At 71.8% G+C, this 12,035-nt stretch carries 12 protein-coding genes and 1 pseudogene; 9 read left to right on the forward strand and 4 right to left on the reverse strand.

What is annotated here, in order from left to right:
- The first annotated feature begins 481 nt into the window (after positions 1-481).
- From ACF1BE_RS30195 to ACF1BE_RS30205, 3 genes are all read left to right on the forward strand, one after another.
- Complete coding sequence (locus tag ACF1BE_RS30195; protein WP_392202180.1) at positions 482-1,648, forward strand: alanine--tRNA ligase-related protein; 1,167 nt, start codon at positions 482-484, stop codon at positions 1,646-1,648.
- Positions 1,649-1,883: 235 nt separating this feature from the next.
- Positions 1,884-2,528 (forward strand): dihydrofolate reductase family protein, encoded by a 645-nt coding sequence (locus tag ACF1BE_RS30200; protein WP_392202181.1) that lies wholly within the window; start codon positions 1,884-1,886, stop codon positions 2,526-2,528.
- Positions 2,529-2,645: 117 nt separating this feature from the next.
- Positions 2,646-3,530 (forward strand): aminoglycoside phosphotransferase family protein, encoded by an 885-nt coding sequence (locus ACF1BE_RS30205; RefSeq protein ID WP_392202182.1) that lies wholly within the window; start codon positions 2,646-2,648, stop codon positions 3,528-3,530.
- Here the strand turns inward: ACF1BE_RS30205 and ACF1BE_RS30210 are convergent.
- Complete coding sequence (locus ACF1BE_RS30210; RefSeq protein WP_392202183.1) at positions 3,455-3,958, reverse strand: MFS transporter; 504 nt, start codon at positions 3,956-3,958, stop codon at positions 3,455-3,457. The genes ACF1BE_RS30205 and ACF1BE_RS30210 overlap by 76 nt on opposite strands.
- 604 nt (positions 3,959-4,562) lie before the next feature.
- Between ACF1BE_RS30210 and ACF1BE_RS30215 the strand changes: the two genes are divergently transcribed.
- Complete coding sequence (locus ACF1BE_RS30215) at positions 4,563-4,904, forward strand: hypothetical protein (RefSeq protein ID WP_392202184.1); 342 nt, start codon at positions 4,563-4,565, stop codon at positions 4,902-4,904.
- 57 nt (positions 4,905-4,961) lie between these two features.
- On the opposite strand, the gene ACF1BE_RS30220 is transcribed toward ACF1BE_RS30215, so the two are convergent.
- Entirely contained in the window at positions 4,962-5,162 is a 201-nt protein-coding gene (locus ACF1BE_RS30220) for a hypothetical protein (RefSeq protein ID WP_392202185.1), read from the reverse strand.
- Between the two features lie 48 nt (positions 5,163-5,210).
- A complete protein-coding gene (locus tag ACF1BE_RS30225; protein ID WP_392202186.1) occupies positions 5,211-6,134 on the reverse strand; it encodes a Ku protein in 924 nt (307 codons plus the stop codon).
- 187 nt (positions 6,135-6,321) lie between these two features.
- On the opposite strand from ACF1BE_RS30225, the gene ACF1BE_RS30230 reads away from it, so the two are divergent.
- From ACF1BE_RS30230 to ACF1BE_RS30245, 4 genes are all read left to right on the forward strand, one after another.
- Positions 6,322-7,230 carry a GNAT family N-acetyltransferase gene (locus ACF1BE_RS30230; protein WP_392202187.1) on the forward strand — a complete coding sequence of 303 codons (909 nt, stop codon included), beginning with the start codon at positions 6,322-6,324 and terminating at the stop codon, positions 7,228-7,230.
- 94 nt (positions 7,231-7,324) lie between these two features.
- Complete coding sequence (locus ACF1BE_RS30235) at positions 7,325-8,863, forward strand: hypothetical protein (RefSeq protein WP_392202188.1); 1,539 nt, start codon at positions 7,325-7,327, stop codon at positions 8,861-8,863.
- Positions 8,864-9,146: 283 nt separating this feature from the next.
- Positions 9,147-9,689, forward strand: a complete 543-nt coding sequence (locus ACF1BE_RS30240) for an MOSC domain-containing protein (protein WP_392202189.1) — start codon at positions 9,147-9,149, stop codon at positions 9,687-9,689.
- A 160-nt stretch (positions 9,690-9,849) separates the two neighbouring features.
- Positions 9,850-10,611, forward strand: a complete 762-nt coding sequence (locus ACF1BE_RS30245) for a ZIP family metal transporter (RefSeq protein ID WP_392202190.1) — start codon at positions 9,850-9,852, stop codon at positions 10,609-10,611.
- A 149-nt stretch (positions 10,612-10,760) separates the two neighbouring features.
- Here the strand turns inward: ACF1BE_RS30245 and ACF1BE_RS30250 are convergent, their stop codons facing one another.
- Complete coding sequence (locus tag ACF1BE_RS30250; protein ID WP_392202191.1) at positions 10,761-11,198, reverse strand: MarR family winged helix-turn-helix transcriptional regulator; 438 nt, start codon at positions 11,196-11,198, stop codon at positions 10,761-10,763.
- 162 nt (positions 11,199-11,360) lie between these two features.
- Here ACF1BE_RS30250 and ACF1BE_RS30255 point away from each other — a divergent pair.
- Positions 11,361-11,980: pseudogene (locus ACF1BE_RS30255) on the forward strand (SpoIIE family protein phosphatase); the annotation flags it as partial.
- Positions 11,981-12,035: the final 55 nt, after the last annotated feature.

Here is a 12,035-nt window from a genome sequence, read left to right on the forward strand (position 1 = left end):
TGCAGATGTCGCAATCCACACCGAACCCAGAAGGCCCTCACCTGTTCAAGCACCCAGCCCGCGTGTCACCAACGTCCCGGGACAACACACCTAGCGCGTCACCTCCTGGTCCGCTCGTCCTTGCTCCCGTGTATCCGGCCGGTCAGTGATCGCCGATGACGGCATTCGGTGCCGGCCGGTCGTGGTGCACACCAAGTGCTTCGGACAGCGGGCTTCGCCGCTGCGTCCGGGCGGCAAGGAAATCGGGTGCCCGGGAAGACGGGACGCGGTACCTTCGCTGCCATGAACGTCATGGGCCGAAGCATCACCGCGACCGCGCGAGCGACCAGCTCGCCGGTTGCCGCCGCCTGACGTACCAGTCCCACCGGCGACCGGACACGGTCTGCCGGTGGTTCCTCGGCGTTCTCCCGCCTCGGTTCCGATGCCCGTGCGGACGCGTTGTCCGGTGCCTCCCCCGCTGCACACGCGAAGGAGCCACCCCGTGAACACCGACCGAATCGTACGAACGTTCCTCGAGTACTTCGAGGACCGCGGCCACCGCCGGATCACCGGCTCGACTCTGCTGTCGCCGCCGGGAGACTCCGTACTGTTCACCACCTCGGGCATGCACCCGCTCACCCCCTACCTGGAGGGGCGCCCGCACCCTCTCGGCAGGAGGCTGGTCAACGTGCAGCGGTGTCTGCGCACCACGGACCTCGACGAGATCGGCGACGACACCCATCTGACCGTCTTCGAGATGCTCGGGACCTGGTCGCTCGGTGACTACGAGGGCCCGTCGAGCCTCGGCTGGGGCTACGGTCTGCTCACCGAGGGCTTCGGCATCGATCCGGGCCTGCTGCATGTCACGGTCTTCGGTGGCGACGACCAGACCGGTCCGGACACTGCCTCGCTGGAGCTGTGGGAGGGACGTGGGGTGCCGGTGGAACTCACCGTCGAGGACAACTGGTGGTCGAACGGACCGACCGGCCCGTGCGGCCCCGACTCGGAGATCTTCCTGTGGACCGGCGACACCCCGCCGGAGTCGACGCCCACGAAGGACGAGCGCTGGGTGGAGGTGTGGAATCACGTGATGATGCGCTACCGGCGGCTCGCCGACGGTTCACTCGTGCCACTCCCCCAGCGCAACGTCGACACCGGACTCGGCCTGGAACGGCTGGCCTCGCTGTTGCAGGGCCGGACGTCGGTGTTCGAGTGCGACGTCTTCGATCCCTGGCGGCGCCTGGTGCCGGCCCTGTGGCAGCTGGACGAAGTATCACTACGGTTGGTCTGCGACCACGTGCGTTCAGCCATTGTGATGATCGGCGACGGGGTCCGCCCGGCCGGCACCGGCCGCGGCTACGTACTGCGCCGTCTCCTGCGGCGGGTGCTCACCGTGCTCCGGCGGGACGATCCGTCGCGCGGCCTCGGAGACCTGCCGGACGAGCTGGTTCGGCACACCCTGGACCACTTCCGGCAGGACGAGGATCCGGACGTCGTGCGCCGCGTGCTGCTGGACGAGGAGCACCGTTTCGGCCGGCTACTGGAGCGCGGCCGGCAGGTACTGGCCCGACCGCGGTTCCGGAGGCCGCTCAGCGAGGAGGACTTCCACCATCTCCACGACACCTACGGCCTTCCACGTGACCTCGTACTGGGCCTTCGGCCGCGGTGACGGCCTGTCCCAGCCGCGTCGTCGTCGCCTGAGCCGTCGGCTCCGTGGCACTCGGTGAGCCGGCCGGGGTCGGGTCGGCGTCGTGGCCGACGCTCTCGATGTACCCGGCCGGCCGCGGGGCGGACGGCCGGCGGGTACCGTTGCGCAGCGCGGCGCCGACGGCCGTGAGGGGCGGCGATGAGTTTCCGCGGACCGGGGAGTCTCATCACCGTCATCACCACCGAAGGAGGAACACGTGCCTCAGCTGCTGAGAGTCCAGAATTTCAACGTGTCGAGCGACGGCATCGGTGCGGGTGCGGACCAGACCCTTGAGCGTCCGTTCGGACACGTCGATCCCGGGAAGCTGTTCGCGTGGGCCGGCGCCACGGCGAGCTGGCCCATGCGCACCGATCCCGGGGGCAGCCGGGGTCTCGACGACTACTTCACACGGGACTACGCACGCAACATCGGTGCCGAGATCATGGGACGCAACAAGTTCGGGCCTCAGCGCGGGCCCTGGCGCGACGACGAGTGGCGTGGCTGGTGGGGGGACGAACCCCCGTTCCACACCCCGGTGTTCGTCATGACCCACTACGAGCGTCCTTCGTTCACGCTCTCCGACACCACGTTCCACTTCCTCGACGGCGAACCGGCCGCGGTCCTCCAGCGGGCGCGGGAGGCGGCGCAGGGCAAGGACGTCCGGCTGGGCGGCGGGGTCACCACCATCCGGCAGTTCCTCGACGCCGGCCTCGTCGACACCATGCATGTGGCGGTCTCACCGGTGAAGCTCGGGTCGGGACTACGACTCTGGGAGTCACCCGATGAGCTGCTCGACCGGTTCCACCTGGACGTCGTCCCCAGCCCGAGCGGCGTGACGCACCACCTCTTCTGGCGGAAGTGACCAGATCGCAGGGCTCAGCCGGACCGAGGAGGCTGCCGGAAAAGGGGCCTCGGGCCGTGGTCCGGCTGTGCGAGGATCCCGGCAGGAACCCAGGGATGTGGTGGGCAGGTGGGCACGATGCACGCGGACGAGACGGAGACCGACGCCGGGCTGGTCCGCAGGCTGCTGCGCGCCCAGTTCCCCCAGTGGGCCGACCTGCCGGTCTCCCGGCTCGCCTCCGGAGGCACGGTCAACGCGATCTACCGGCTCGGGGAGGACCTCACCGTCCGGCTGCCGCTGCGCGCCGGCGGCGGCGCGGTCATCGCACTGGAGGCACGATTGCTGCCACGGCTGGCCCCGCTGCTGCCGCTGCCGATCCCGGAGGTGGTGGCGACCGGTGCCCCGGGCGAGGGGTACCCCCTGGCCTGGTCGGTGCACCGGTGGATCGAAGGGCGCAACCCGGTGGAGGGTGACCTGGCCGAACCCGGACTCGTCGCCCGTGACCTCGCGGAGTTCGCGGTCGCCTTCCGCAAGATCGATCTTCCCGGTGGTCCGCCCGCGCACCGGGGCGAGCCGCTGATCGCCGAGGATCAGGAGATGCGGGCGTCGATCGAGGCGTTGCGCCGCACCGACGAACCCTTCGACGCCGCCGAGATCACCGCCGCCTGGGAGGAGGCGCTCGCGGCACCACGGTGGACGGGCCCGGCCTGCTGGACCCACTCCGACCTGATGCCGAGCAATCTGCTGCTCACCGGCGACCGCGTCTCGGCGGTCATCGACTTCGGCACCGTGGGCATGGGCGAGCCGGCCACCGACCTCATCCCGGCGTGGAACCTGCTGCCCGCCGCGGCGCGGCGGGCGTACCGCGAGGCGGTGGACGTGGACGACGCGACCTGGGCGCGCAGCCGGGGCTGGGCGCTGTCCATGGCGGTCATCCAGCTGCCGTACTACCGGACGACCAATCCGATCATTTCGGCCAACGCCCGGTACGTCATCCGGGAGATTCTCCGTAGCCCGGCGTAGGACAGCACCGCGCAGGCCCCGGCGGTCAGCAGGCCGCCGGCGAGGAAGGTGCCGCGCACGTCGGCGAGCGACAGGACCAGGGCGCCGAGCATGGCTCCTGTCGCGATTCCCGCGTTGTAGGCACCGGAGTTCGCCGCGAGTGCGACATCCGTGCGGCCCGGTGCGCAGTGCAGCATCACGTTCTGGGTGGCCATGAACACGGGCCCGAGCGCCCCGCCCATCAGCACCAGGAACACCACCGCGGCCACGGGGTCGGTGCCGGTCGCGTACAGGCCGAGCATGCCCGCCGCCTGCGTGGCTACGGCAGTGGTCAGCGCGGCCCGCGGACAGCGGTCCAGCAGCGCCCCGGTGCTGCTCACCCCGGCCGGACACGCACCACCGAACGCCACGAGCAGCGCGGTGACCGCGCTCGGGGAGAAGCCGCTCACTGCGCCGAGGACGGGGGCGGTCGCGTCGTGCCGCTGCGGACACTTCCCGTCCTGGCCTGCTGCGCCTGCTGCGCCGCACCGTCCACAGCAACACCTCACCGGGCTCACCGGCCCCGCCGCAACCGAATTCGTCCACCGCGCCGGGTCTGGCAGCGGCCGGCGGTGACGGACGGGGTGCGTCAGGTGTCGCCGTCGGCGCCGGTGCGGGTGGGTCATGGCCGCGCCCCGGCCGGACGGTTCGGAGTCGCGAGTGGTGGGGTCGGCGCCGAGGATGGGGCGACGGGAACATCTACCCTTGGACGGCAGCATGTCGGTGAGTCGACTCAGAGGTTCTGGAAGGGCCCGGCGCCGGATCGCCCCGGGGAGTGCCCTTGGCGTCCTTGTGCTCGCGGGCGGGCTCGCGGGTTGTGGCGGCGGGAGTGGTCAGGACGCCGGTTCCTCGGCCCCGGCGAGCGCTCCCCGTACGCCGAATGCGTCGTCGTTCTCCGGAACACCGCCGTCGGCACTGGCGTCCGCCGCCTCGTCGGCGATCAGCTCTGCCCGTGCCGCCGCCTCTGCCGCGGCGTCGTCGGCCTCGGCTCGGGCCTCCGAGTTCGAGGCATCCGTGGACGCCGAGACCCAGCGCAGGAGCACGACAGCGCAGAAGGCGCTGAAAGATGTCGAGGGCCGGGGAAACGCACTCTCCGAGGTCGCCATGACGGGGATGCCGAAAGCACAGACCGGCGGAGTGCTCGCTGTCCTGGTCAAAATCACCAACAAGACCGGCAGCGAAGCCTCGTACGCCGTGCAGATCGACTTCAGGAACGCATCCGGGAAGGTCGTCGAGACACGGTACGTGGGCGCGGAACACCTGAAGCCCGGGGAGAGGAAACAGCCGATCGCGTTCAGTCATCAGCCGCCGGAGCCGAAGCTGACGCCCGTTCTCGCCAAGGCGCAGCGTTACTGATCTCGCAGGTTCAGGCGGTGCGGTGCGCCTGGGCCGAGCGGGCTGTGGCCGCGTGGCCTACGGCGGGTCGGGCCAGGCGGCCAGCACGTCGCCGGTCTCCTCGTCCGTGAGGGTGACGCGTGCGCCGGGCATGCCGCCGTACTCGCCGACCCAGCGCCGGAACTTGTCCCGTGCGGTCTCCTCGCGGCCCCACCAGCCGTGCTGCACCCCTCTGCCCTCGGCGGACAGCCGCAGGTGGTAGCGGCCGGGACCGGTCATGTGCGGTGGGGCCCTCGCCACCGGCCCGGCTCGCGGATGCGCATGCGGTCACGCGCTTCTCGGCCGGCGTCCGGCCGGTTTCCTGGCCGCGGCCTTTTTCGCCGCTGCCTTCTTGGCCGGCTGCTTCTTCGCGGCCGTCTTCTTCTTCGGCGTGGGAAGCTCGTGCACGTCGGCCGGACCCGCCTCCCCGGTACGGGACGCCTTGGCCTTCTGTACCGACTCCTGCAACGCCGCCATCAGGTCCAGTACCTGGGCCGGCTGCTCCGGCGCCGGTGCTTCCGGTAGCGGCTTGTCCTCGCGCTTGGCCTCGATGATCCGCGCGATGGCCTCGGTGTACCGGTCCTGGAACTCCTCACCTTCGAGCTTGTCGACGGTCATGGTGTCCATGAGGGCGAGCGCGCCCTCGATCTCGCCCTCGGACACCTCCACGGGGGGCGGCAGCAGCTCGGTGGGCTCGCGGATCTCGTCGGGCCAGCGCATGGCGTGCAGGACCAGGACGCCGTCGCGTACCCGCAGCAGTCCCAGCCGCTCCCGGCCGGACCAGGCGTACTTCGCGACGGCCACCTTGGCCGAACGGGTGAGTGCCTTGACGAGCAGCTTGTACGGCTTGGCCGCGACCTGGCCGGCCGGCTGGAGGTAGTAGCCCTCGGCGATCCGGATCGGATCCACCGAGTCGAGCGGCACGAACGCGTCGATCTCGATCGCCTTCGCGGTCGGCAGCGGCAGGTTGCTCAGGTCCTCGTCCGTGATGGGGATGACCATGGTCTTGGTCAGCTCGTATCCCTTGCCGATCTCCTCCTGGGCGACCTCGCGGTCCTCCAGCTCGCACACCTTGCGGTAGCGGACCCGGCCCTGGTCGGGCAGGTGGTACTGGTGGAACCGGATGCTGTGATCCTCGGTGGCGCTGACCACGTTGATCGGCACCGTGACCAGACCGAAGGAGATCGCGCCGGACCAGATCGTTCGGGGCATGGCTGTCCTTTCGCAGGTGCCCCGAGCACCACCAGGCTATGGACGCCTCAGTCGGTTCGCATGCGGGGGCGGCTCAGCCGCTCCCCCGGTTGCTCCATGTCGCCCGCGTCAGGTCGGACCGGCCCGCGGCACGACTCGATCCCGGGCGAGGCCTCCCCCGAGTCGGGTACATCGGGGATCATGCGGTATGCGCCCGGATGACTGGCACCTCACCGATGACGTCGACGACTTCCTCGCCCGCGCCGGAGGCTTCCTGCGCTCGCGCCCCGCCCTGCACACCATGCCGCTGACGGTGACCGAGAAGCTGCGCGCGAACGGGGCGGCCGGGTGCGGCACCGAGGCACCTGTGTTCGGCCGACTGGAGGAGCCAGGGGGCGCGGTTCGCGCCACCTTCTACCAGCGCACCCCGTCCGCTCTCCTGAGCCTCACCCCCGTCAGCCGAGAGCAGGCCGACCTGCTCACCGTTCGCCTGGCCGGCCTCGGTCGCCCCGTCCCCGGTGTCAGCGGGGACCACGACAGCGCCACCGCCTTCGCCGAGGCATGGCAGCGGCGCACGGGCGCAGCACCGAAACTCGGCACGCGGATCCGTCTGTACCGTCTCGGCACGCTCACGCCACCGCAGCCGGTCCCGGAGGGCCGGGGTCGCACCCCGGGCGAGCAGGACCACGAGCGACTCGTGCGCTGGTGCGGCGAGTTCGTCGACACCGTCGGGGAGGTCCCCGCTGTGGACGCCGACTCCTGGGCCGGCTCGCGCTTCGCCGACCGGCATTTCACCTTCTGGGAGACTCCGGACGGCACGCCCGTCTCCATGGCTGCCGCGACGTCGATGGTGGCCGGCATGGTCCGGGTGGAACCGGTGTACACCCCGGCTCACCTCCGGGGGCGCGGTTACGCGGGTGCCGTGACCGTCGAGGTGAGCAGGGCCGCGCCGGCCGCGGGTGCGACGGACGTCGTGCTCTTCGCGGACCCGGCCAACCCCACCAGCAACGCCCTCTACCAGCGCATCGGTTTCGTCCCGGTCACCGACTGGGCCGTGTACGACTTCTCCTCCGGCACACCGGAGGCCGGTCAGGAAGCCTGCCGGCACGGCACGTGACGCAGCACGCGCTCGGCGGTCGCCGGCGGAGTACGGCTCGCGGTGCCGAAAACCGTGGGCCGTTCGGTCGGCGGTCGGGTCAGTATGTCTTCTCGTGAACCATGTACTGTGCGGGCTCGCCGTCAACACGGCTCTGCCCTCCGAGCTGGTCGGACGCCTGATCGCGGTCGCCGACCCGGACATCGCCGAAGCCCTCGCCGACCGCGCCGACCTCAGTCGTGAGCAGGCGGTGGACCTGGCCGCGCGGGTCCCGCAGAGCGCTGTGCGACTCGCGTACGAGGGCCTGCTGACCGCCGCTGACATCGACCCCGTCACACAGCCGCAGGCCGCGCTCGCCCTGCTCGACGAGGATTCCGGCGACCCGGACTGGGCTCGGCTGTTCGCCCGGGACGCGGACGTCGAGCGCAGGGCGAAGCTGGCCGCCTGTCCCGGCCTTCCGGACGATGTACGGGAGACGCTCGCCGCGGATCCGGACGTACACGTCGTCGCGGAACTCGCGTCGCGGACCACCGCGGATCAGGCGGCCCGTCTCGCGCGGCACCCGCACGCGGAGGTCCGCCGCGCGGTGGCGGCCAATGAGGCGACGCCACCGGAGGTGCTGGCGATGCTGGTCACCGGCGAGGGGCTCCCTCCGGTGGAGCGGTGCCTGGTGTGCGACAGCGAGGAGACGCCCTACACGCACGACCGGCAGTGCCCGAGGCTCGACTGCGATCTTCGGGCCGGCGCCTCGTGCGACGGTTCCCACGAGTCCACCGTTCACGAGACGGCCGAGGAGGCGTTGCGGAACCCCGCCACGCCTGTCGAGTCTCTCCTGCGGTTCGCCGAACACCCTTCGATGCTGCTGCGTTCTGAGCTCGCCGCCCGCCCCGACCTGCCGCCGAAGGTGGCTGCCCGGCTGGCCGGTGACCCCGCGTCCGGTGTGCGCGCCGACCTCGCGGAGAACCCGGCGATCAGCGAGGCCGTACTGCGTGTGCTGGCTGCCGACCGTGGCCACGACGTGCAGCGCAGGACGGCCCACAATCCCCGCGTGCCGCTCGATGTCCTCTCCCGTCTGGCCGCCACCGTCAGGATCGGCCCGACCTTGCTGCCGCGCATCGCTGCCGCCACCCCGGCCGAGGTCGCGCAGCTGTCCACGTCGTCCGATCCGACGGTGCGGATGCTCCTGGCCGCACGGCGTGATCTGCCGGCCGAGATCCGGGACGCGCTGGCCGCCGACCCCGACGCGAAGGTGGTCAAGTCCATCGCGCGGCACCCGGGGCTCTCGGAGACTCAGCTACGGGCCATGGTCGAGCGCCACGGTGTCCGGGTCGCGGCCGGCGTGGCGGCGAATCCGGACGCACCGGCCGCGCTGCTGGAGGACCTGACCCGACTCGTGCCACCGGTGTGGAAGGTTCTGCGAGAGGTCGCCCGGCATCCCCACGCCGCCGGCCCGGCACTGCTCGCCTGTCTGGCGGACGGGCGGGCACGGCCCGTAGCCGCCGGCCACCCGGCTCTGCCCCTGCAGGTCATCGTCGGGCTGCTCGCCGACGACGACTGGCGGGTGGTGGAAGCGGCAGCCGCGAACCCGTCGCTGCCGTCCGCCGTGATGGCGGACCTGGTGCCGTGGACCCCGGGGCTGGGCGTATCAGGCTGAGACGGACGCCGGACGGCCGGCAGCGGCCCGGGGTTCCGGCACCGGGCCAGTGCTCCGCAAAGAGCCTGAGTGCGCCGGTGAGTTCGGCGCCGAGGGCCGTTCCAGGCGGTGCCACGGGCCGGGAGCGAGTGCATGTCGCACGCCTGGTGAGCTGAGCGGACGCCCCCCGTCCCGCTCGCGCCGGCCGGCGGCACCTGGGCACGCCGGCCCCACTCCGGTGAGCGGCCTGCGACCGGCGTTAGAGTCATGGCTGAGGATTGTCATCGAGGAGGGGGCCCCGAGGATGAGCGGGACAGTGACGGCGGTCAGCAGCAACGGCGAGTATTCGTTCACCAAGCCGAACCGGGACAGCATCACACTGCTCGCCGGGCTCGGTGTGGAGGGCGACGTACATGCCGGCGTGACGGTCAAGCACCGCTCGCGGGTCGCCCAGGATCCCACCCAGCCGAATCTTCGTCAGGTCCACCTCATCCATGAGGAGTTGTTCGCCGAGGTCGGTACGGAGGGATTCCAGGTGGCACCCGGTGACCTCGGCGAGAACATCACCACCAGCGGCATCGATCTGCTGGGCCTGCCGGTCGGCACGCTGCTGCGCGTCGGCGACGAGGCGGTGCTGGAGGTGACCGGCCTGCGCAACCCGTGCCGGCAGATCGACCGCTTCCAGGACGGGCTGCTGAAGCGGGTCGTCGGCCGCGACGAGGCCGGGCACGTCGTACTCAAGGCCGGGATCATGAGCGTCGTGAGGGAGGGCGGTGCGGTGCGGCCGGGCGACGCGATCCGAGTGGAGCTTCCCAGCGGGCCGCACCGGCGCCTGGAGCGGGTCTGACGTCTCCCCCGGCGGGCCGTTGCCCGGCCCGCCCAAGGTCGACGGCTGTGTGCGGGCCGTCATCCGGCCGTGACGGCGGTCCTCGTTCCGGGCGTGGCGATGACGGTGGCGGGGGGGGCGGACACGCGCTGATCGGGGGCCGTCCGGGTATACGTGGCCCATGCCAGAAGTGATTCAAGCAGGTGGATGGGGATTGCTGGCGGGCTGTGCCCTGCTGCTGGGCGCGGCCTGCGGGTACGCGTTGCGCGTGCCGCAGAAGGTCATCGCGCTGGTGATGGCCTTCGGCGCCGGCGTGCTGTTGTCGGCCGTCTCCTTCGAGTTGATCGGCGAGGCGTACGAGCAGGGCGGGCTGGCGCCGGCGGCCGTCGGAACGCTGGCCGGTGCGGCGGCCTACACGTTGGGCAACGTGTGGCTGGCACACCGTGGCGCCCGCCATCGCAAACGGTCGGGCCATCACAGGGACCAGGTACAGCCGTCGGAGGAACAGCAGAGCGGATCGGGTCTGGCCCTGGCGCTGGGCGCGCTGCTGGACGGTGTGCCCGAGTCTGCGGTGATCGGGGTCAGTCTGCTCGACGGCGGCGCGGTCAGCCTGGTCACGGTGGCGGCGGTGTTCATCAGCAACATTCCCGAGGGGCTGTCGAGTGCCGCCGGGATGAAGCAGGCCGGGCGCGGCAAGGGTTACGTCTTCGGGGTGTGGGGAGCGATCGCCGCGGCCAGCGCCCTGTCCGCGGTGCTCGGCTACGCCGTGGTCGGTGGCCTGTCGGTAGCGGTGATCGCGGCCGTGACGGCCGTGGCCGCCGGGGCGATTCTGGCCATGGTCGCCGACACGATGATTCCCGAGGCGTTCCAGGAAGCGCACCTGGCGATCGGGCTGGTCACCGTCTGCGGCTTCCTGGTCTCCTTCGCGTTGTCCCACACCTGACCTGGCGCGGAGGGCGGCCGGGGGACCTGCAGCAAGGGGACGACGTCGGACGGACACCGCGGAAGGACGGGGCGTGCCCCGTCGGGCGGAGGTACTCAGCGCTCCGCGTGCCGGCGGGCGAGGGTGGCGGTGAGGCCGCCAGGGGCGGTTCAGGCGGTTCGGCTGCCGGAGCCCGGGGCGTCGTCGTCCAGTATCTGCGTCGCCGCGGTGACGCAGAACGCCTCCAGCCCCTCCAGCAGCGCGGTCCGCTTGGCCGCGGGCATGTCCGCCAGCACCTTGCGCAGCTCCCTCTCCCTGCGGCCGCGCAGGTCGTCGAGGAACGCCCGGCCCCGGCCGCTGAGACGCAGCCGCACCTCACGCCTGTCCTGCGCGCTCACCGCCCGCTCCACGAACCCGGCTGCCACCAGCCGGTCGCACAGGCGGCTGGTGGACGGCGGGGTGGACGCGAGGGACTCGGCGAGGGTGCGCAGGTTGATGCCGTCGTGGTGTTCCAGGATGTGCAGCACGCGCAGCTGGGACGCGGAGGTGGGCGCGGTGGAGGCGCGGCCCCACACGACTTCCAGCAGCTCGACGGCCGTGGTGGTCACACGCGCGACCTCATCGGGCTCTGGACGGCGGCGGAAGGCAGTCACGGTCACACTCTCGCAGGCACTGGGGCGCCTGTCAGCGTACTAGTCGCACGCGCCGGCCACAGATGATCCAGGGTGACCGTCGCAGCCCCTTCACAAGCTCGGTCCGGTGCGCCGCGGGCCGGCCGGGGGGCCTTCGGTTCGCAGACGCCGTACCGCGAGGAATGCGGTGACCTCCGGATCTTCCGGTCTGTGTGCGCGGCGACCGGCTGGGCGTGCTGTCCGTGACGCTGCTCGCTGGTGACGCCGGCCGCCCGGGAGCCGGAGCCGGCGGAGATCGCCGAGGTGCTGGGGCGGGAGGTGCTTGTGGCCGAGCGGCACACCGACCCGTATCTCCGGGCGCGGCGCATGGACCGAACGGTCCTGGCCGCCGAGAGCGGTGGACACCGGGCGGGCGTGGTGGACCCGGGCTCCCCCGGCTGTGGCGGCTGCGTGACGGCGTCCGGAAGACGTCGGTTTCGAGGCCCAGCTGCCCCTGGGTATGTTCGGGGAGTCCGACCACGTGCCCCAGGACCTCCGGACCGAGCCCGGCGACCCGACTGGTCCTCGTCAGCGACCGCGGAGGCGGCGTACGGGGTGCGGCACCGTCGCGGGAAACCCGGTCCACCCGGCTGCTGCCCGCGGCCGAGGTGCCGTGCGCCGTCCTGCGGGAGCTGACCGGCCACCGCGGTGGGGCCGTACCGGACGAGGATGCCGTGGCCGTCCGCCTGGACCGGCGCGGGTGGCCGGCCGTCCGGTGACCGGCGCGCCGGCGCGGTTGTGACGATCGCGTGTTGTTCCCCTTCTGCGCTCGCG

This window comes from Streptomyces sp. NPDC014991, assembly GCF_043080665.1.
Taxonomy (GTDB): domain Bacteria; phylum Actinomycetota; class Actinomycetes; order Streptomycetales; family Streptomycetaceae; genus Streptomyces.